Origin of the sequence: Micromonospora sp. NPDC005172, assembly GCF_040608555.1 — a bacterium.
Taxonomy (GTDB): domain Bacteria; phylum Actinomycetota; class Actinomycetes; order Mycobacteriales; family Micromonosporaceae; genus Micromonospora.
This window is the reverse complement of sequence record NZ_JBEXIL010000012.1, coordinates 52,178-71,234: the sequence shown is the minus strand read 5'-3', so window position 1 is coordinate 71,234 and position 19,057 is coordinate 52,178. Positions and strand designations below refer to the sequence as shown.

Sequence of the window (19,057 nt, the reverse complement as noted above, 5' to 3'; positions counted from 1 at the left end):
GGAGGAGAAGCAGAGATGACCCAGCCCATCCGTGCCGCACGGGGCAGCCAGCTCACCACCCGCGGGTGGCAGCAGGAGGCCGCCCTGCGGATGCTGATGAACAACCTCGACCCGGAGGTGGCCGAACGCCCCGACGACCTGGTTGTCTACGGCGGGACCGGCAAGGCGGCGCGGGACTGGCCGTCGTACCACGCGTTGGTGCGTACGCTGACCGACCTGCGCGCGGACGAGACGATGCTGGTGCAGTCCGGCCGCCCGGTCGGGGTGCTGCGCACGCACGAGTGGGCGCCCCGGGTGCTGCTGGCGAACTCGAACCTGGTGGGTGACTGGGCGACCTGGCCGGAGTTCCGTCGCCTCGAACAGCTCGGCCTGACCATGTACGGGCAGATGACCGCCGGTTCGTGGATCTACATCGGCACGCAGGGCATCCTCCAGGGCACCTACGAGACGTTCGCCGCCGTGGCCGCCAAGAGGTTCGGCGGAACCCTGGCCGGGACGCTGACGCTCACCGCCGGATGCGGTGGAATGGGTGGCGCGCAGCCCCTCGCGGTCACCATGAACGACGGCGTCTGCCTGATCGTGGACGTGGACCGGACCCGCCTGGACCGCCGGGTGCACGACCGCTACCTGGACGAGGTGGCCGACTCGCTGGACGACGCCGTCGCACGGGTCCGCGCGGCGAAGCGGGACCGGCGCGCGTTGAGCGTCGGCGTGGTCGGCAACGCCGCCGAGGTCTTTCCGGAGCTGCTCGGTCGGGGCGTCGAGATCGACATCGTGACCGACCAGACCAGCGCGCACGATCCCCTGGCGTACCTGCCGGTGGGGATGGACCTGGCCGACGCCCGGGACTTCGCCGCCGCGAAGCCGGCCGAGTTCACCGACCGGGCCCGTGCGTCGATGGCACGGCACGTCGAGGCGATGGTCGGGTTCCTCGACGCCGGGGCCGAGGTCTTCGACTACGGCAACTCGATCCGGGGCGAGGCGCAGCTGGGCGGCTACCAGCGGGCGTTCGACTTCCCGGGCTTCGTGCCCGCGTACATCCGGCCGCTGTTCTGCGAGGGCCGGGGCCCGTTCCGGTGGGCGGCGCTCTCCGGCGACCCGGCCGACATCGCCGCCACCGATCGGGCCATCCTGGACCTGTTCCCGGAGAACGAGTCCCTGGCCCGCTGGATCAAGCTGGCCGGCGAGCGGGTCGCGTTCCAGGGCCTGCCGGCCCGGATCTGCTGGCTCGGCCAGGGCGAGCGGGACCGGGCGGGCGTGCGGTTCAACGACATGGTCGCCTCCGGTGAGCTCGCCGCTCCGGTGGTGATCGGGCGGGACCACCTGGACACCGGCAGCGTCGCGAGCCCGTACCGGGAGACCGAGGGAATGGCCGACGGCTCCGACGCCATCGCGGACTGGCCGCTGCTGAACGCGCTGGTCAACACCGCCAGCGGCGCGTCCTGGGTGTCCATCCACCACGGCGGCGGCGTCGGCATCGGCCGGTCGATCCACGCCGGGCAGGTCTGCGTGGCCGACGGCACCGCCCTGGCGGGACAGAAGATCGAGCGGGTGCTCACCAACGACCCGGCGATGGGCGTCATCCGGCACGTCGACGCCGGCTACGACAGCGCCCGCGAGGTTGCCGAGCGCACCGGCGTCCGGGTTCCCATGACCGAGGGTGATAACGCGTGAGCGACGACCTGCCCGGCCGGTTCCGGGCGTTGTGGGACGAGATCGCGCCGGTCGGGCGGGACGCTGACAGCGGCGGCTACCTGCGGTACGCGTTGACCGAGCCGGAACACCAGTTGCGGGCCTGGTTCCACGGGCAGGCCGACCGTCGCGGCCTGCCGGTCAGCGAGGACGGCAACGGCAACCTGTTCGCCCACTGGGGTGACCCGGAGGGCGCCGACGCGGTGCTGACCGGCAGTCACTTCGACTCGGTGCCGCACGGCGGGGCGTACGACGGTCCGCTCGGCATCGTCAGCGCGTTCCTCGCCGTGGACGAGCTGCGCGCCGCCGGCGTCACCCCGGTCCGGCCGCTGGTGGTGGCCGCATTCGTGGAGGAGGAGGGCGCGCGCTTCGGCGTACCCTGCCTGGGGTCGCGGCTGCTCACCGGCGCGCTGACGGCCGACCGCGCTGCCGGCCTGCGCGACGCGGCCGGGGTGAGCTTCGCCGACGCGCTCGGCGGGCGGCCGGCGGGCGCCCGCCCGGAGCTGCTGGGCCGCTTCGGGGCCTTCGTGGAGCTGCACGTCGAGCAGGGCCGCGCGCTCGTCGACGCGGACGCGCCGGTCGGGGTGGCCAGCGCGATCTGGCCGCACGGCCGCTGGCGCTTCGACGTGGTCGGTGAGGGCAACCACGCGGGTACGACGCGGATGGAGGACCGCCGCGACCCGATGCTGACCTACGCGTTCACGGTGCTGGCCGCCAACAAGGAGGCCCGGCTGCGCGGCGCGCACGCCACCGTGGGGCGGGTCGCCGTGGAGCCCAACGCCACCAACGCCATTCCGTCGAAGGTGACCGGCTGGCTGGACGCCCGCGCCGCCGACCCGGAGACGCTGACCGGGCTGGTCGACGCGGTCCGGGCCAAGCTCGCCGAGCGGGCCCGCCGCGACGGTACGGAGGTGACGGTCACCGAGGAGTCGGTGACCCCGCTGGTCGCCTTCGACGGCGACCTGGCCCAGCGGCTGGCGACGCTGCTGGACGCGCCGGTGCTGCCCACCGGGGCGGGGCACGACGCCGGGGTGCTCGCGGCGCACCTGCCCACGGCGATGGTGTTCGTGCGGAACCCGACCGGTGTGTCGCACTCCCCCGCCGAGGCCGCGAGCGACGACGACTGCGCCGCCGGGGTGCGCGCGCTGGCCCGGGTGCTCGAGGAGCTGACATGCCGCTGACCCGCTGGCTGGCCGAGTACGCCTGGCTGCCCAACCTCGCCGAGCCCACTCCCGAGGTGCTCATCGAGACCGATGGCGGCCGGATCACCGGTGTGACCGCGTTGGCCGCCGCCGGAGGGCCGAGGGCCGGAGTCGACGTGTACACCGACGCCGTGCCGCTGCCCGGCCTGACGGTGCCGGGCCTGGCCAACGTGCACTCGCACGCCTTCCACCGGGCCCTGCGCGGGCGTACCCACGGTGGGCGGGGTGACTTCTTTTCCTGGCGGGACCGGATGTACGCCGTCGCGGACCGGCTGGACCCGGACACCTACCTGGCGCTGGCCCGGGCGGTCTACGCCGAGATGGCGCTCGCGGGGATCACCTGCGTGGGCGAGTTCCACTACCTGCACCACCGGCCCGACGGCGGCGCGTACGACGACCCGAACGCGATGGGCGCGGCGCTGGTCGAGGCCGCCGCGCACGCCGGTGTCCGGCTCACCCTGCTGGACACCTGCTATCTGACCTCCACAGTGGACGGTCGGCCGCTCGCCGGCGCGCAGCGGCGCTTCGGTGACGGCGACGCGGCCCGCTGGGCACAGCGAGCAGGGGAGTTCGCGCCGACGGACTCCCACGTGCGGGTCGGCGCGGCCGTGCACTCGGTACGGGCGGTCCCCGCCGACCAGCTCCGGACGGTCGCCGACTGGGCCCGCGACCGGCAGGCCCCGCTGCACGTGCACCTCTCCGAACAGCCCGTCGAGAACGACGAGTGCCGGGCCGTGCACGGGCGTACGCCCACCGCGCTGCTCGCCGAGCACGGCGTACTCGGGCCGGACACCACAGCCGTGCACGCCACCCACCCCACCGGCGCGGACCTGACCCTGCTCGCCGACAGCCGGACCGGCGTGTGCCTCTGCCCCACCACCGAGCGGGACCTCGCCGACGGCATCGGCCCGGCCCGTCGGATGGCCGACGCGGGAATCCGGCTGAGCCTGGGCAGCGACAGCCACGCCGTGATCGACCTGTTCGAGGAGGCCCGCGCCGTGGAGCTGGACGAACGGCTGCGCACCCGTCGCCGCGGCCACTTCACCCCTGTCGACCTGCTCAACGCCGCCACCGCCACCGGGCACGCCGCGCTGGGCTGGGCCGACGCCGGACGCATCGCCGTCGGCGCCCGCGCCGACCTGGTGACGGTTCGGCTCGACAGCGCCCGTACCGCCGGAGTGCCACCGGTGGGGGCGTTCTTCGCGGCCGGCGCGGCCGACGTCGACCAGGTCGTGGTGGACGGCCGGGTGGTGGTGGCCGAGGGCCGGCACCTGAGCGTGGATGTACCGGCCGAGCTGTCGGCGTCGATCGAGGCGGTGATTCCCTCATGAGCACCCTGCTGGTCGACAACATCGGGGAGCTGGTCACCAACGGCATCGGCGCGGACCTGCTGGGCATCCGCCGCACGGCCGCCGTCCTCGTCGAGGAGGGCCAGGTGGCCTGGGTCGGGCCGTCCGCGTACGCGCCGGCCGCCGACCGACGGATCGACGTCGGCGGGGCCGCCGTGCTGCCCGGCTTCGTGGACAGCCACGCCCACCTGGTCTTCGCCGGGGACCGGGCCGCCGAGTTCGCCGCCCGGATGGCCGGCGAGCCGTACACCGGCGGCGGCATCCGGACCACCGTCGGCGCGACCCGGGCCGCCACCGACGGCGAGCTGCGGGCCAACGTGCGCCGGCTGCGCGGGGAGGCGCTGCGCCAGGGCACCACGACCATGGAGATCAAGAGTGGGTACGGGCTGAGCGTCGCCGACGAGGCCCGCTCGCTGCGGATCGCCGCCGAGTCCAGCAGTGAGACCACCTTCCTGGGCGCGCACGTCGTCCCCGCCGAGTACGCCGACCGGCCGGACGACTACGTCGGGCTGGTCTGCGGGCCGATGCTGGCCGCCGCCGCGCCGCACGCCAAGTGGATCGACGTGTTCTGCGAGCGGGGCGCCTTCGACGTCGACCACGCCCGCGCCATCCTCGCCTGCGGGCAGGCCGTCGGCCTGGGCGTACGGCTGCACGCCAACCAGCTCGGCCCCGGTCCCGGCGTGCGGCTCGGGGTCGAACTGGGCGCGGCCAGCGTGGACCACTGCACCTACCTCAGCGACGCCGACGTCGACGCGCTCGCGCACAGCACCACCGTCGCCACCCTGCTGCCGGGCGCCGAGTTCTCCACCCGCTCGCCGTACCCCGACGCACGCCGGCTGCTCGACGCCGGTGTGACAGTGGCGCTGGCGACGGACTGCAACCCCGGATCGTCGTACACCTCGTCGATGCCCTTCTGCATCGCCCTCGCGGTCCGCGAGATGCGGATGACCCCGGCGGAGGCGGTCTGGGCCGCCACCGCCGGTGGCGCGCGGGCGCTGCGCCGCGACGACGTCGGCGTGCTCACTCCCGGCGCGCGGGCCGACCTGGTCGTCCTGGATGCCCCCTCGTACCTGCACCTGGCCTACCGGCCCGGTGTCCCCCTGATCCGCCAGGTCATACGCAACGGAGTACCGCAATGACGCACGTGACCATCCAGCCCACCGGGATCACCGCCGAGGACGTGCTCGCGGTGGCCCGTGGCACCGCCACGGTCGTCCTCGACCCGGCCGCCCGGGACGCGATGGCGACCAGCCGCGCGATCGTGGACGGCATCGAAGCCGACGGACGACCGGTGTACGGCGTGTCGACCGGATTCGGGGCCCTGGCGAACACCTTCGTCGCCCCGGAGCGGCGGGCCGAGCTGCAACACGCGCTGATCCGCTCGCACGCCGCCGGGGTGGGCGCCCCGATGCCGCGTGAGGTGGTCCGGGCCATGATGCTGCTGCGCGTACGCTCGCTCGCCCTGGGCCGTTCCGGGGTCCGGCCGCTGGTCGCCGAGGCGCTCGTCGACCTGCTCAACCACGACATCACCCCGTGGGTGCCGGAGCACGGTTCGCTGGGCGCGTCCGGTGACCTGGCGCCGCTCGCGCACTGCGCGCTGGTGCTGCTCGGCGAGGGCTGGGTGCTGGGCCCGACCGGCGAGCGGCAGGACGCGGCCGACGTGCTGGCCGCCAACGGGCTCAAGCCGATCGAGCTGGCCGCCAAGGAAGGGCTGGCGCTGATCAACGGCACCGACGGCATGCTCGGCATGCTGCTGCTGGCGATCCACGACGCGGGGCACCTCTTCGCGATGGCGGACGTGACCGCCGCGCTCGCCATCGAGGCGATGCTCGGCTCGGAGCGGCCGTTCCTGCCCGAGTTGCACACCATCCGCCCGCACCCCGGCCAGGCGACGTCCGCGGCGAACATCCACCGGCTGTTGCAGGACTCCCGCGTGATGGACTCACACCGCGACGACCTGGCGCACGCCGTGCAGGACGCGTACTCGATGCGCTGCGCGCCGCAGGTGGCCGGCGCGGCCCGGGACACCCTGGACTTCGTCCGCACGGTCGCGGCCCGGGAGCTGGTGTCCGTCGTGGACAACCCGGTTGTGCTTCCCGACGGGCGGGTCGAGTCGACCGGGAACTTCCACGGCGCGCCGCTGGGCTTCGCCGCCGACTTCCTCGCCATCGCCGCCGCCGAGGTGGGTGCGATCGCCGAGCGGCGCGTGGACCGGCTGCTGGACGTCACCCGCTCACGGGAGCTGCCGGCGTTCCTCTCCCCCGACGCCGGGGTCAACTCCGGGCTGATGATCGCCCAGTACACGGCGGCCGGGATCGTCGCGGAGAACCGGCGGCTGGCCGCGCCCGCGTCGGTGGACTCGCTGCCCACCAGCGGCATGCAGGAGGACCACGTCTCGATGGGCTGGGCGGGGGCCAAGAAGCTGCGCACCGTGCTGGACAACCTGACCAGCCTGCTCGCCGTCGAGCTGCTGGCCGGCGTACGCGGTCTGCAACTGCGCGAACCGCTGGTGCCGTCGCCGGCCGGCCGGGCCGCCGTCGCCGCCCTCGGTCAGGCGGCCGGCGCACCCGGCCCGGACGTGTTCCTCGCACCGGTGATGGAGGCGGCTCGCGCCGTCGTCGCCGGGCCCGAACTGCGCGCCGCCATCGAACGGGAGGTCGGCCCGCTGGGCTGACCTGCGCGGTCGCTGTCGTCCGCCGCGGGTCAGGCGGCGGGCGGCAGCACCTCGGGCCCGTCAGGCGGCGGGCGGCAGCACCTTGGCGACCAGCTTGGCCAGCTCGCGCAGCGCCTTGCCCCGGTGGCTGACCGCGTCCTTCTCGGTCGGGGTCAACTCGGCGTTGGTGCGCTCCTGACCGTCACCGAGGAAGATGGGGTCGTAGCCGAACCCGCCGTCGCCGCGCGGGGCGCGCAGCACGCGGCCGGGCTGCCGGCCGTCGACCAGGTGCTCCTTGCCGCCGGGCAGCACCAGCGCCACCGTGCAGACGAAGGACGCCGCCCGGTGCTCGTCCGGCACGTCGGCGATCTGGTCCAGCACGAGCTGGAGGTTGGCCTGGTCGTCGCCGTGCTTGCCGGCCCACCGGGCGCTGAACACCCCCGGCATCCCGTTCAACGCGTCCACGGCGATGCCCGAGTCGTCGGCGATCGTCGGCAACCCGGTACGCCGGCAGCCCTCCCGCGCCTTGATCAGCGCGTTCTCGCCGAAGGTGAGGCCCGTCTCCGGTAGTTCCGGGTACTCCTCGACGTCGTCGAGGCCGAGCAGGGCGATCCGGTGCGCGCCGAGCGCGCCGTCCAGAATCCGCTGAAGCTCCACCAGCTTCTTACGGTTCCGCGTGGCCAGCAGGACCTTGTTCATGCAAGTACCTTTCGCTGGGCTTCGGCCAACTCGGCACACCCGGCCACGGCCAGGTCGAGCAGGCTGTCGAGCTGGTCCCGGGCGAACACGCCGGCCTCGCCGGTGCCCTGCACCTCGACGAAGTCGCCCGCGCCGGTGCACACCACGTTCATGTCCACCTCGGCGGCCACGTCCTCCTCGTAGCAGAGATCGAGTCGGGCCTCCCCGGCGATGATGCCGACGCTGACGGCGGCCACCGAGCGGTGCATGACCTTCTCCGGCTTGCCGGCGAGGGCCTTACGGGCGGCCAGCCAGCCCACCGCGTCGTGCAGCGCGACGTACGCGCCGGTGATCGCGGCGGTCCGCGTACCGCCGTCGGCCTGGAGCACGTCGCAGTCGAGCACGATCGAGTTCTCGCCGAGGGCCTTGAGGTCGATGCTGGCCCGCAGGCTGCGACCGATCAGCCGGGAGATCTCGTGGGTACGCCCACCGACGCGGCCCTTGACGCTCTCCCGGTCCGAGCGGGTGTTGGTGGCCCGGGGCAGCATCGCGTACTCGGCGGTCACCCAGCCGAGCCCGGAGCCCTTGCGCCAGCGGGGCACGCCCTCGGTGACGCTCGCCGTGCAGAGCACCCGGGTGCCGCCGAACTCGACGAGCACCGAGCCCTCCGGGTGGGTGCTCCAGCCACGGGTCAGGGTCACCGGTCGAAGTTGAGAGGGCCCTCGCCCGTCAGGTCGCGCCATGCCTGCACCCTATGCGGTGCGGCGATCCCCCTCGACCTGGGTGTCCCGCGGCACGTCCGCGCCGTGTGCCTCGAGGAACCCGGCGACCGCCGCCGGCCAGCCGAACTCCTCGGCCCGCGCCCGGGCGGCCCGCCGCCGCTGGGCCTCCGGGCGGGCCGCGAGGCGCAGCACGGCCTCGGCCAGCGACGCTCCGGAGCCGTACGCGGCCAGTCCGGCCGAGCCGACCACCTCGGGCAACGCGCTGGCAGCGTTGACCACCACCGGCGTGCCACAGGCCAGCGCCTCCAGCCCGGCCAGGCCGAAGGTCTCCACCGGGCCGGGTGCCAGCACCACGTCCGCGCTGGCGAGCAGCGCGGCCACCCCGGCACGGTCGGGCAGGAAGCCGGTGAACGTGACCGGCAGGCCGGCCGTCCGACGGGCCAGGGATGCGCGCAGCGGGCCGTCCCCGGCCAGCACCAGAACCGCCGGCACGCCGGCCCGGCGCAGCTCGACGAGGGCTTCGACCGCCAGCTCCGGCCGCTTCTCCGGAGACACCCGGGCGCAGTGTACGAGCAGCAGCTCGGTCGGGTCGGCGTAGCGTTCCCGCAGCCGCGGATCGGCCCGGTCCGGTGCGAAGGTGTCCAGGTCCACGCCGAGCGGCACCAGGTGCACGTTGTCGGCCCCGATGCGCGCGAACTCCTCGGCCGCCCACCGGGTCGTGCACACGATCCGGTCGTACGCCCGGCTGGTGGCCCGGTTGAGCCGGTCGGCGGTCGGGCGGCGCAGCACGTCCGGCACACCCCACTGACCGAGCAGCCCGGTCAGCGACTCGTGCGAGACCATCACGGACGGCACCCCGTGCGCCCTCGCCCAACCTCCCGTCCACCGCAGCGACGACCGGTCGGACACCTCCAACCGGTCCGGTGCCAGCTCGGCGAGCACCCGGGCCAACCGCCGCCGTCCGGCCAGCACCCGGTAACCACCCGTGCCCGGCAGCTCCGGGCCCGACAGGGTGACGACCCGACCCCACGGGTGCCACTCGTGGGCGTCCCGTCGACCGGGCACCACCAGCACCGGATCGTGCCCCGCCGCACGGTAACCCTCGCCGAGGTGCCGCAGCGCGGTACGCAGGCCCCCGGAGCGCTCGGTCACGAAGTTGGCGAGCCGGACGATCCGCAGCCCACCGGCCGTTCCCGTCACGAGGCAGCCGGCAGGCCGACGGTGGCGGCGCTGGCGCGTACCGCGTGATAGTGCCCGACCAGCTCGTCGCCGACGGCCGCCCAGCTACGCCGTCGCACCGCGGCGCGGGCCGTCACCCCGTACGCCCGACGCCGGTCGGCGTCCCCGGTCAGCTCGGCCACGGCGGCGGCCAGAGCCTCCCCGTCGCCCGGCGGGACCAGCAGCCCGGTCGTTCCCGAGTCGACCAGGTCGACCGGCCCGCCGCTGGCCGGCGCGACCACCGGCACCCCGGAGGCCAACGCCTCCTGCAGGGTCTGGCCGAACGTCTCGTGCGGCCCGGTGTGCACGAACACGTCCAGGCTGGCGTAGAGCCGCGCCAGGTCCTCGCCGTGCCGCACACCCAGGAAGGTCACCCCCGGCAACGCCCGCTCGAGCTGACGACGGGCCGGGCCGTCGCCGACCACCACCACCCGTACGCCCGGCAGCCGGGACGTCGCCGCCAACAGCTCCACCCGCTTCTCCGGGGCCAGCCGGCCGACGTAGCCGATCAGCAGCTCGCCGCCCGGGGCCAACCGACGGCGCAGGTCGACGCACCGCTTTGCCGGGTCGAACCGGACGGCGTCCACACCCCGGCCCCACAACCAGATCCGCTGCACCCCGTTCGCGATCAGGTCCGCGGCTGCCCGGGTCGACGGCGCGAGCGTCCGCCCGGCCAGATTGTGGATCTCCCGGAGTCGCCGCCACGCGGCCGCCTCACCCCAACTCACCCGGTACGCCCTGGCGTACGCCGCGACGTCGGTCTGGTAGACCGCCACCATCGGCAACCCGTACCGGTCGGCGAGAGTGGCCGCCCGCGCACCGAGCACGAACGGGCTGGCCAGGTGCACCACGTCCGGGGCCGCCGACAGCAGCGCCCCCGCCAGACGGGTGGTCGTCGGGACGCCCAGCCGGAAACCCTGATAACGGGGCAACGGCACACTGGGGATACGCACCACCGGGTACGGCAACCGGTCGGCGCCGTGCCGATCGGCCCCCGAGGGCGCGGGTGCGACGACGACCGGTTCGTGGCCACGGGCCAACAGGTGCTCCGCCGTGCGCACCACGGAGTGCGCGACGCCGTTGACGTCCGGCGGGAACGACTCGGTCACGATGGCGATCCGCATGTCCACACCGTGCGGGTGTCACGGGTGCGTCAGGCGACCGCCCGCTGACCGGCCGGCGAACAGTACGGCACAACACCGGGCCATCGACGACACAGGTGGCCGCGACGCGGTCAGATGTCGTAGCTGGCGCCCGCCCGGACCACCTCGAGCGGTCCGGTGTACGAGGTGGCAGCCGACTCCAGCGTGTGCGCCTCGCTGCCCCAGGCCGCGACCAGGTGGGTGAGCAGCAGCCGACCCACCGCCGCCTTCGTCGCCATCTCACCCGCCTCCCGCCCGGTCAGGTGCAGATCCGGAGGATTGTCCGCGCCGTCGAGGTAGCTGGCCTCGCACAGGAACACGTCGGCGCTCTGGGCCAGCCGCAGCAACGCGTCGCAGGGAGCGGTGTCCGACGAGTAGCACAACGAGCGGCCGTCGTGCTCCAACCGCACGCCGTACGTCTCGACGGGGTGGTTGACCCGGTCGACGGTCACCGTGAACGGCCCGATCGGGAACGTGCCCGGCTGGAGCGCGTAGAACTGGTAGACGTCGTCCACCGTGCCGTCGTCGCCGTAGGCGGCGCTGAGCCGGTCCGGGGCGCCGGCCGGGGCGTACACCGGCAGCGCCGGGTAGGGGCCCTCGGGGGCGTACCGGCGGACCACCACGTACGTCACGGCGTCGAGGATGTGGTCACAGTGCAGGTGGGTCAGCAGGATCGCGTCCGGGGCGTGCAGCCCCACGTAACGCTGGAGGCTGGACAACGACCCCGAACCGAAGTCGACCAGGAGACGGAAGCCGTCAGCCTCGACGAGGTAGGCGGAGCACGGTGACTCGGGGCCGGGGAAACTGCCGGCGCACCCAAGGACGGTCAGTCGCATCGGGTTTTCTCACTGTCACTGTCAGTAGTATTCCTGCCGGCGGTCGTACCGGCCATGATCTCTACCGACGCGTACGCCACGCTGCGCAGCCTACGCTGAGCTACCCGAGGACAAGAATCATCCGTTGGAAGTTGTCACGAACGTGACACCTGCTCACAGCGAGCCGGGCGCGGGAACGGGCCATCGACGAGTACGCCGACGGCCCGTCCACCACAGACCCCGCGATCAGGCCCAGAGCTGCCCCTCCAGCGCGTCCTCGGCATCCGCGAGGGTGCCGCCGTACGCGCCCGTGGACAGGTATTTCCAGCCACCGTCGCAGACCACGAACGCCACGTCGGCCCGTCGGCCGTCGCGGACCGCCTCGTGGGCCACCGCGAGCGCGGCGTGCAGGATCGCGCCCGTGGAGAACCCGGCGAAGATGCCCTCCACCTCGACGAGCTGACGGGTACGCAGCACCGCGTCCCGGGTGCCGACCGAGAAACGCCGAGACAGGACGGAGGCGTCGTACAGCTCCGGCACGTACCCCTCGTCGATGTTGCGCAGCCCGTAGACCAGCTCGCCGTAGCGCGGCTCGGCCGCCACGACCTGGATGCCCTCGATCTTCTCGCGCAGGTAGCGTCCGGTGCCCATCAACGTCCCGGTGGTGCCCAGCCCGGCCACGAAGTGCGTGATGGTGGGCAGGTCGTGCAGCAACTCCGGGCCGGTCGTCTCGTAGTGCGCCCGCGCGTTGGCCTCGTTGCCGTACTGGTAGAGCATCACCCAGTCCGGGTGGTCGGCGGCGATCTGCTTGGCCGTCGCGACGGCCTGGTTGGAGCCGCCGGCCGCCTCCGAGAAGATGATTTCCGCCCCGTACATACGAAGCAGCTGGACCCGCTCGATGGAGACGTTCTCGGGCATCACGCAGACCAGCCGGTACCCGCGCAGCTTGGCCACCATGGCCAACGAGATACCGGTGTTGCCGCTGGTCGGCTCCAGGATGGTGTCACCCGCCCGGAGTCGGCCGGCCTCCTCCGCCGCGCGCACCATGAACAGCGCCGCGCGATCCTTGATGCTGCCGGTCGGGTTCCGGTCCTCCAGCTTGGCCCAGAGCCGCACCGGCGGAGCGCCGTCGGGCACCGTCGGCGAGAGCCGGGGCAGACCGACGAGCGGCGTACCCCCACAAGCGTCGAGCAGGCTGTCGTACCGCGCCATGGCGGCCTCCCTCAGCGGGCGGCGACGGCGTCGCGAGCCGCGGCCGCGCTGTCCCGGCTGATGCTGTGCGAGCTGATCGCGGCTGCCGCCGCGCTGTGCGAGCTGATCGCGGCTGCCGCCGCGAAGCCGAACGCGCCGCCGGCCACGGCCGGCAGGATGGTGACGCTGTCACCGTCGGAGAGCTTCGCGTCGAGCGCGCCGAGGAAGCGGACGTCCTCGTCGTTGACGTAGACGTTCACGAAGCGGTGCAGCACGCCGGCGTCGGTGACCAGCCGGCCACGCAGCCCGGCGTGCCGGGAGTCCAGGTCGGTGAGCAGGTCGCCCAGCGTGTCGCCGGCGCCCTCGACGACCTTGGTGCCGCCGGTGTAGCTACGCAGGATGGTGGGGATGCGAACTTCGATGGCCATGATGTCGTGCTCCTTGATCGGGTGTGCCAACGGTGACGGGAAGAAACGGGTGCGGACGCTGACGGGTCAGCGGCCGGAACACTCGTAGTCGACCGTCGCCGGGCTCTGCCCGAACATGTAGGACTGCACGGCGTGCGGGTCGACCCCGGCCTCCACGATCTGGACCGGCTCCTCGGTCACCACGCCGTCGACGATCCGGAACGACCGGATCTCCTCCGAGTCGGGCTCCCGGGTCGAGACGAGCAGGTAGTGCGCTCCCGGCTCACCGGCGAAGGAGACATCCGTCCGGGACGGGTACGCCTCGGTCGCGGTGTGCGAGTGGTAGATGACGACGGGCTCCTCGTCCCGGTCGTCCATCTCCCGCCACACCCGCAGGTGCTCCATCGAGTCGAACTCGTAAAAGGTCATGGAGCGCGCGGCATTGTCCATCGGAATGTGCCGGGTCGGGGTGTCGCTGCCGACGGCACCGGCGACGACGCCGCACGCCTCGTCGGGGTGGTCCCGGCGCGCGTGGGCGACGATCGCGTCGATGATCGACCGGTCGATGCTCAGCACGTGCACCAGCCTAACGCCTACGACGCGGGCCCTGAAGTGGTCCGGGTCACGCCTCGTCGATCAAGGCGTTGAGCAGGGACTCCTGGAGATACCCGAGATACGCGTAGACCGACAGCTGGAACACCCGGCTGGACCCCGGGTCCTCGGTCACCGCGTCGTCCAGCTCCTCGCCCAGATCCGTGCCGTCCTTGATCTCCAACCGGACGCCCATTGCCAGTCGCGCGTCGTTGAGCGCCCGCAGCCACGCCTCGGCCGCCTCGGCGTCCAGCCGCACCTCACCGCCGGCCTCGTCGGGCAGCGCGGCCAGGATGGCCCCGGCCTGGTCGATCTTCGCGGTCTTCAGGTCGCCCTCGGTGTAGCGGCGGAACTCCGCGGTGCTGGCCGTGTCCTCGGGGTACGCCGCCGGGAACAGCCGGTCGACGACCGGGTCGGTGTGGTCGAACCCGTCGGTGAGCAGACCGACCACCTCGTTGGCGACCTTGCGCAGTACCCGCACCTCGTCGACGGCGAAGGTGGCGACGTAGCGGCCCGCCTGCCGCCGGAACATACTCACGAGCGATCCACGGTTGCCCACAGGCCGTACGCGTGCAACTGCGACGCGTCGTGCTCCATGCGCTCGCGGGCACCCGTGGACACGACGGCGCGACCCTTGTGGTGCACGTCCAGCATGAGCTGTTCCGCCCTCTCCCGGCTGTAGCCGAACAGCTTCTGGAAGACCCAGGTCACGTACGTCATCAGGTTGACCGGGTCGTCCCACACGATCGTCACCCATTGCCGGTCGGGCGCCGGCACCTCGTCAGTGGCCGGCGTCTCGACCGGTGCAACCTGTGGAGCCGCCATGCCCCCCATCGTGCCACCGGTTTCCCGGAACCGAAGAACCGGAACGCCGGACGAATACGGATCGCCCGTCGTGCCCGCCGCGAAGCTGCCTCGCACCTCGTCGGATGCGAAGCGCGGAGCGGGGTCGAGCCACACGACTGTCACGCGTCAGGCGAGCAGAATGCCGTGGTCGAGCGCATCGGACAGCACCCCGTGCAGCGAGAGGCGGATCACCTCGAAGCGCCGGGAGATCTCGCGGGAGAGCTCCAACTCGACTTCGCGCAGCGCCCGCTGGGACCAGGCCCGCGCCGCGCTGTGGTTGTCGTTTCCCGGGGTGCGCCACTGCTGCCAGCACCCGCCGGAGAGCGCGACCGCGACCGGCGGAAGCACCTCGTCGCGGGTCGCCGTCGGATAGCCGGCGAGCGCGTCGATCGCCTCGGTGCCGGTCAGCCCGGCGACACCCGCCGTGCTGGTGACCAGCAGGACCCGGTCCAGGTCCCGCCCCGCGCGATGGTCGGCCAGGCCGTACTGCACGGCGGTGACGATCCGACGGCGAACCCCCTCCGCTGGTGCCCCGCCGAGGACCTGGGCGGTGGCGTCGGACACGATGCCCCGCACCGCCTGGTCGCACTGCGCGGTGGCCAGCAGCGACAGTGCCGCCATCTCCCGGTCGAGCAGATCCGGCAGTCCGGCGCGGCCGACCCCGAAGACGATCTCCTGGACGGCCCGCAGATGGATGTTCGCCAGTTCCAGGGCGAGGTGCTGGCGAATCCGCTGGGAGCACGAACGGGTCCGCCGGTCGAGCCGTTCGGACCAGTCTCCCGGGTCGGCGGCCACCGTCACGCGATCGTGCTGGCCAGGGAACACCGGGGGCTCGGCGCTGGCCCGCTGCAACCCCTCCGTCGCCGACCAACCCACCAGCGCCCGACGCAGGTCGGCGGCCGCCTCGGGACCGTCGACAGGGAACCAGCGCGCACCGGCGAGGGACGGGACGGCCGCGAGCAGCGCCGCCCGGTGCGCCTCGACGGTCACCGCGACCGGGTCCACCTCGCCGGCCCGACCAGCCGCCGACGCAACGGACGCCCCCGTGTCGTCCGTCGCCGCGCCGTCGGTCAGAGGAGCCCAACCGGCCGTGCCGGCCGTCACCGCGAAGACGACCTCCACCGGGGCTGCGGCCACCTCGGCGAGCAGGTTCAGCTCCTGGGCGGTGAACGCCTGGTCGGCCGCGATGACGAAGAGCAGCGCGCCGGCCCGGCCGACGGCGTCGCGTAGCACCCGGACGCCGGCCACCCCGAGCGCGCCGGTGTCCGGCGTGTCGATCAGGGTGAAGTGACGCAGCAGCGGCTCGGGCACGCTCAGCTCGACCCGCCGTGGCGGGCGGGCCAACGCCGGACCGGCCGCGTCCCGGTCGGCGCCGTACGAGTGCGGCTGGCGGTAGCCGGGGACGAACGCCGCCCGCGTCGGCACCTTGGCGTGCCGGACCACCAGCCAACTGCCCGCCGGCACGGTGAGCATCACCGGGTCGAGGCCGACGAGGGTGGCGAGCACGGCACGCCGGTCGGCGCCGGCGGGACCGACGGCGACCACGCCGAGCGGCTCGTCCGCCCGGGGACCGGGCACTTCGAGCTCGGTGGGCAGCGGGCCACAGCTGGGCAGATCGGCTGAGCTGGCCATGTCGCCGGACGAGTCGAGCGAGGGGAGAGGGCCCTGCTGCATCGGGTGGCCTCCCGGGGCTGGCGACCGGCGCGCCGGTCGCATGGAAATTCCGGTGACATCAGCCGGATGCCCGAAGAGTACTTTGGGCCGGCCGACCAGGACGAATACCGCAGATACTCACCGGTAATTGTGCGACTACTCAACTTCGGTGCGTGACGATACGGGCGCGGACGGAATTCGATGGATATGCTGCGCGGATGAGTCGATGGAAGTTCGTCGGCCGCACCGATGAACTCAACCGCCTGCTGGCGGCGGTTACCGGCGAGGCCGGCCGGGGGCTCTTCTTCAGCGGCAGCGCCGGCATCGGCAAGAGCCGGTTGTTACGCGAGGGCGTCAACACCCTGCCCACCGATCGGTACGCCATCTGGTCCATCGCGGCCAGCGCCACCACCGCGGCGCTGCCGTTCGGTGGGCTGGTGCAGGTCCTCCCCGCGGAGCAGCCACAGGGCCTCTCCCCCGCCGGGATTCTGCGCTGGGCCTTGGGCGTTCTGCAACAGCAGGCCGCCGGCCGCCGGATCGTGCTCGCCATCGACGACGCACACCTGCTCGACCCGCCCTCCGCCGCGCTGGTGCACCTGGTCGCCCGCGCCGACAACGCCACCGTCGTGGGCACCCTGCGCGACGGCGAGCAGATCCCGCTGCCGATCCGCGCACTCTGGACCGACGATCTGGTCGAGCACGTCGAGCTGACCCCGATGCCACCGTCGGAGACCGCCGGCCTGCTGGCCGCGATCCTGGGCGGCCCCGTGGACGCCAACTCCGCCGACCGGCTCGGCCGCCTGTCGGCCGGCAACCCGCTGCTGCTGCGCGAGCTGGTGCACGCCGCCAACGGCAGCGAGGAGCTGAAACGCACCTACGGCCTCTGGAGGTGGACCGGGCGGCTGGAGCTGGCGCCCAGCCTCACCGACCTGATCGACACCCGTGTCGGGAAGCTCACCGACGGCGTCCGTACGGTCGTCGAGCTGGTCGCCTTCGGCGAGCCACTCGGGCTGCACCTGCTCAACCAGGCCGCCGAGCAGTCCGATGTGGAGTTCGCCGAGGAGCGCGGACTGATCAGCGTGGTCCAGCACGACCGACGGACCAACGTACGCCTGGCGCACCCGCTCTACGGCGAGGTGATGCGCCGCCGCTGCCCGGTCAGCCGCACCCGACGTCTGCAGGCGCACCTCGCCGAGCTGTTGGAGCAGGTCGGCAAACGGCGTCGCGACGACCTGCTGCGGGTGGCGGTCTGGCGACTCGACTCGGGCACCGCACAGGACGCCGCCCTGCTCGTGGACGCCGCGATGCAGGCGTTCACCCGTTACGACGTACCGTTGGCGACCCGGCTGGCCCGAGCCGCGCTGCACGCCGACGGCGGCCCGGACGCGGCGGAGCTGCTGGCCACCATCCTGATGTTCGCCGACCGCCCGGAGGAGGCACTCACCGTCCTCGACGCGGTGACCCTGGAGCCGGACGACGAGCACCGCCTGTGCCGGTGGCTGACCGTCCGCGGCATGGTCAGCTACTGGGGGCTCAGTCGAGAGTCCACGGTGGAGGAGATCGCGAGCCGGGTCGAGCAGCTCGGCGACTCCGCCGACCGGGCCCGGGCGCACGCCTTCGAGGCGATCATGCGACTGCACCGGCTCGACACGGCCACCGCCGTGCGGCTCAGCCAGGCCGTGCTCGATCGGCCCGCGGCCAGCATCGCCGCCCGCGAGCTGGCCCGCAGCACCATCGCGTACGTCCAGGCCGCCGAGGGTCAGCTCACGCGCAGCGGCGCGGCCATCGCCCAGGTGCACTCCGCCGCGGCCAGCTGGCGCACCGACATGCCGTACCTGCAACTGGCCCTGGAGCTGGCCCGTGGCACCCGGCTCATGCTCACCGGCGACCTCGTCGGGATCGACGCGATCGTGGCCGACGAGTTCGCCGACCTCGCCGGCGCGGGTGACTTCCGGCTCGGCACCGGATACCTGGCGATCCTGCAGGCGTACGCCGCGCGGCTGCGCGGGCAGAGCGACGCGGCGATGCGTACCTCGTTGGGCGCCTGCGCGGTGCTGGCCACCAGCCGGGTCTACGCCGGCCTGGCCCAGGCCGAGCGGGCCCAGGCGGCGGCGCTGCGCGGCGACGCGGCGCAGGCCACCGAGGCGATGGCCGAGGCCGACCGCACCCACGCGCCGGGCATGGCGGTGCTCTACCCGTGGCTGGAACAGGCCCGGGGGGCGGTGCTGGCCGCCTCGGGTGACCTGCCGGGCGCGGTCAAGCAGCTCAGCGACCTGGCCGACCGTCTGCGCGCGGACGGCTTCGCCGGGCACGAGGTGCACGTCCTGCACGACCTGGTGCGGTTGGAGCAGGCCGGCTCGCCGGTCGGCCCCACCTGCTCCGACGGCGGTCGGCGTACGGTGGCGCAGCGCCTCGCCGAGCTGTCCGAGCGGGTGGACGGCGTGCTTCCCCCGCTGCTGGCGCGGCACGCTCGGGCAGCGGTGACCGACTCGGCCCCGGATCTGCTGTCGGTGGCCGACGACTACGCCGCGCTGGAGTTGACCGTGTACGCCGCCGAGGCCACCGCCCAGGCCCTGCACCGGCTGCGCCAGCAGCACTCGGGGGCCGCCGGCGAGGCGCGCGAACGGCTGGCCGGATTGCTCGGGCGGTGCGACCTGATCCGGACACCGGCGCTACGGGCCGGAGCGCCGGTGCTGACCGAACGCGAGTGGCAGGTGGCGCGCCTCGCCGCCCACGGCGCGACCAGCAAGGCCATCGCGGAGCGGCTGTACCTCTCCGCCCGCACCGTCGAGAACCACCTGCAAAGGATCTACACCAAGCTCGGCGTGACCGCCCGGACCGAGTTGTGGGCCGCGTTGCGATCGATCCCGGGCCACGACGGCGGCGACTCGGGCTGAA

The 19,057-nt window shown here is 73.4% G+C and carries 17 protein-coding genes; 6 read left to right on the top strand and 11 right to left on the bottom strand.

What is annotated here, in order from left to right:
* Window positions 1-15: 15 nt before the first annotated feature.
* Genes hutU through hutH form a run of 5 tightly spaced genes read left to right on the top strand, consistent with a single transcriptional unit; the run spans window position 16 to window position 6,917 of the window.
* Window positions 16-1,674: a urocanate hydratase gene (hutU, locus tag ABZV06_RS10960; RefSeq protein ID WP_355620430.1), complete on the top strand. Its 1,659-nt coding sequence runs from the start codon at window positions 16-18 to the stop codon at window positions 1,672-1,674.
* The gene (locus tag ABZV06_RS10955; RefSeq protein WP_355620427.1) at window positions 1,671-2,873 is read left to right on the top strand and encodes an allantoate amidohydrolase; all 1,203 of its coding nucleotides are present in this window, start codon (window positions 1,671-1,673) and stop codon (window positions 2,871-2,873) included. The genes hutU and ABZV06_RS10955 overlap by 4 nt, the downstream gene beginning before the upstream one ends.
* Window positions 2,870-4,225, top strand: a complete 1,356-nt coding sequence (locus ABZV06_RS10950) for a formimidoylglutamate deiminase (protein WP_355620569.1) — start codon at window positions 2,870-2,872, stop codon at window positions 4,223-4,225. Before ABZV06_RS10955 ends, ABZV06_RS10950 begins: the two co-directional genes overlap by 4 nt.
* Window positions 4,222-5,382 carry an imidazolonepropionase gene (gene hutI, locus ABZV06_RS10945; RefSeq protein WP_355620424.1) on the top strand — a complete coding sequence of 387 codons (1,161 nt, stop codon included), beginning with the start codon at window positions 4,222-4,224 and terminating at the stop codon, window positions 5,380-5,382. The genes ABZV06_RS10950 and hutI overlap by 4 nt, the downstream gene beginning before the upstream one ends.
* Window positions 5,379-6,917, top strand: a complete 1,539-nt coding sequence (gene hutH, locus ABZV06_RS10940; RefSeq protein WP_355232845.1) for a histidine ammonia-lyase — start codon at window positions 5,379-5,381, stop codon at window positions 6,915-6,917. Before hutI ends, hutH begins: the two co-directional genes overlap by 4 nt.
* 60 nt (window positions 6,918-6,977) lie before the next feature.
* Here hutH and rdgB read toward each other — a convergent pair whose 3' ends face one another.
* From rdgB to ABZV06_RS10885, 11 genes are all read right to left on the bottom strand, one after another.
* Window positions 6,978-7,595, bottom strand: a complete 618-nt coding sequence (gene rdgB, locus ABZV06_RS10935) for an RdgB/HAM1 family non-canonical purine NTP pyrophosphatase (protein WP_355232844.1) — start codon at window positions 7,593-7,595, stop codon at window positions 6,978-6,980.
* Window positions 7,592-8,317, bottom strand: coding sequence for a ribonuclease PH (gene rph, locus ABZV06_RS10930; RefSeq protein ID WP_355232843.1), 726 nt, complete (start codon window positions 8,315-8,317; stop codon window positions 7,592-7,594). Before rph ends, rdgB begins: the two co-directional genes overlap by 4 nt.
* 9 nt (window positions 8,318-8,326) lie before the next feature.
* Complete coding sequence (locus ABZV06_RS10925) at window positions 8,327-9,496, bottom strand: glycosyltransferase (RefSeq protein ID WP_355620422.1); 1,170 nt, start codon at window positions 9,494-9,496, stop codon at window positions 8,327-8,329.
* The gene (locus tag ABZV06_RS10920) at window positions 9,493-10,638 is read right to left on the bottom strand and encodes a glycosyltransferase family 1 protein (protein WP_355620419.1); all 1,146 of its coding nucleotides are present in this window, start codon (window positions 10,636-10,638) and stop codon (window positions 9,493-9,495) included. The genes ABZV06_RS10925 and ABZV06_RS10920 overlap by 4 nt, the downstream gene beginning before the upstream one ends.
* Before the next feature lie 110 nt (window positions 10,639-10,748).
* Window positions 10,749-11,492: an MBL fold metallo-hydrolase gene (locus tag ABZV06_RS10915; protein WP_355232840.1), complete on the bottom strand. Its 744-nt coding sequence runs from the start codon at window positions 11,490-11,492 to the stop codon at window positions 10,749-10,751.
* 225 nt (window positions 11,493-11,717) lie between these two features.
* Window positions 11,718-12,683: a pyridoxal-phosphate dependent enzyme gene (locus tag ABZV06_RS10910; RefSeq protein ID WP_355232839.1), complete on the bottom strand. Its 966-nt coding sequence runs from the start codon at window positions 12,681-12,683 to the stop codon at window positions 11,718-11,720.
* Window positions 12,684-12,694: 11 nt separating this feature from the next.
* Window positions 12,695-13,090, bottom strand: a complete 396-nt coding sequence (locus ABZV06_RS10905) for a MoaD/ThiS family protein (protein ID WP_355620416.1) — start codon at window positions 13,088-13,090, stop codon at window positions 12,695-12,697.
* A 66-nt stretch (window positions 13,091-13,156) separates the two neighbouring features.
* Entirely contained in the window at window positions 13,157-13,645 is a 489-nt protein-coding gene (locus ABZV06_RS10900) for a M67 family metallopeptidase (RefSeq protein WP_354855130.1), read from the bottom strand.
* Window positions 13,646-13,691: 46 nt separating this feature from the next.
* Window positions 13,692-14,192 (bottom strand): DUF2017 domain-containing protein, encoded by a 501-nt coding sequence (locus ABZV06_RS10895; RefSeq protein WP_355233076.1) that lies wholly within the window; start codon window positions 14,190-14,192, stop codon window positions 13,692-13,694.
* Between the two features lie 2 nt (window positions 14,193-14,194).
* Window positions 14,195-14,485, bottom strand: coding sequence for an ATP-dependent Clp protease adapter ClpS (gene clpS, locus ABZV06_RS10890; RefSeq protein ID WP_234581506.1), 291 nt, complete (start codon window positions 14,483-14,485; stop codon window positions 14,195-14,197).
* Window positions 14,486-14,632: 147 nt separating this feature from the next.
* Entirely contained in the window at window positions 14,633-16,180 is a 1,548-nt protein-coding gene (locus ABZV06_RS10885; protein ID WP_355232836.1) for a hypothetical protein, read from the bottom strand.
* Window positions 16,181-16,377: 197 nt separating this feature from the next.
* On the opposite strand from ABZV06_RS10885, the gene ABZV06_RS10880 reads away from it, so the two are divergent.
* Window positions 16,378-19,056, top strand: coding sequence for a LuxR C-terminal-related transcriptional regulator (locus ABZV06_RS10880; RefSeq protein WP_355232835.1), 2,679 nt, complete (start codon window positions 16,378-16,380; stop codon window positions 19,054-19,056).
* The last annotated feature ends 1 nt before the right edge of the window (window position 19,057 follow it).

Bases quoted from the DNA above. Each gene is read 5' to 3' on its own strand.
- hutU (WP_355620430.1), top strand. From the start codon at position 16: ATGACCCAGCCCATCCGTGCCGCACGGGGCAGCCAGCTCACCACCCGC.
- hutI (WP_355620424.1), top strand. From the start codon at position 4,222: ATGAGCACCCTGCTGGTCGACAACATCGGGGAGCTGGTCACCAACGGC.
- hutH (WP_355232845.1), top strand. From the start codon at position 5,379: ATGACGCACGTGACCATCCAGCCCACCGGGATCACCGCCGAGGACGTG.
- rdgB (WP_355232844.1), bottom strand. From the start codon at position 7,595: ATGAACAAGGTCCTGCTGGCCACGCGGAACCGTAAGAAGCTGGTGGAG.
- rph (WP_355232843.1), bottom strand. From the start codon at position 8,317: ATGGCGCGACCTGACGGGCGAGGGCCCTCTCAACTTCGACCGGTGACC.
- ABZV06_RS10920 (WP_355620419.1), bottom strand. From the start codon at position 10,638: ATGCGGATCGCCATCGTGACCGAGTCGTTCCCGCCGGACGTCAACGGC.
- ABZV06_RS10915 (WP_355232840.1), bottom strand. From the start codon at position 11,492: ATGCGACTGACCGTCCTTGGGTGCGCCGGCAGTTTCCCCGGCCCCGAG.
- ABZV06_RS10910 (WP_355232839.1), bottom strand. From the start codon at position 12,683: ATGGCGCGGTACGACAGCCTGCTCGACGCTTGTGGGGGTACGCCGCTC.
- ABZV06_RS10905 (WP_355620416.1), bottom strand. From the start codon at position 13,090: ATGGCCATCGAAGTTCGCATCCCCACCATCCTGCGTAGCTACACCGGC.
- ABZV06_RS10895 (WP_355233076.1), bottom strand. From the start codon at position 14,192: ATGTTCCGGCGGCAGGCGGGCCGCTACGTCGCCACCTTCGCCGTCGAC.
- clpS (WP_234581506.1), bottom strand. From the start codon at position 14,485: ATGGCGGCTCCACAGGTTGCACCGGTCGAGACGCCGGCCACTGACGAG.
- ABZV06_RS10885 (WP_355232836.1), bottom strand. From the start codon at position 16,180: ATGCAGCAGGGCCCTCTCCCCTCGCTCGACTCGTCCGGCGACATGGCC.
- ABZV06_RS10880 (WP_355232835.1), top strand. From the start codon at position 16,378: ATGAGTCGATGGAAGTTCGTCGGCCGCACCGATGAACTCAACCGCCTG.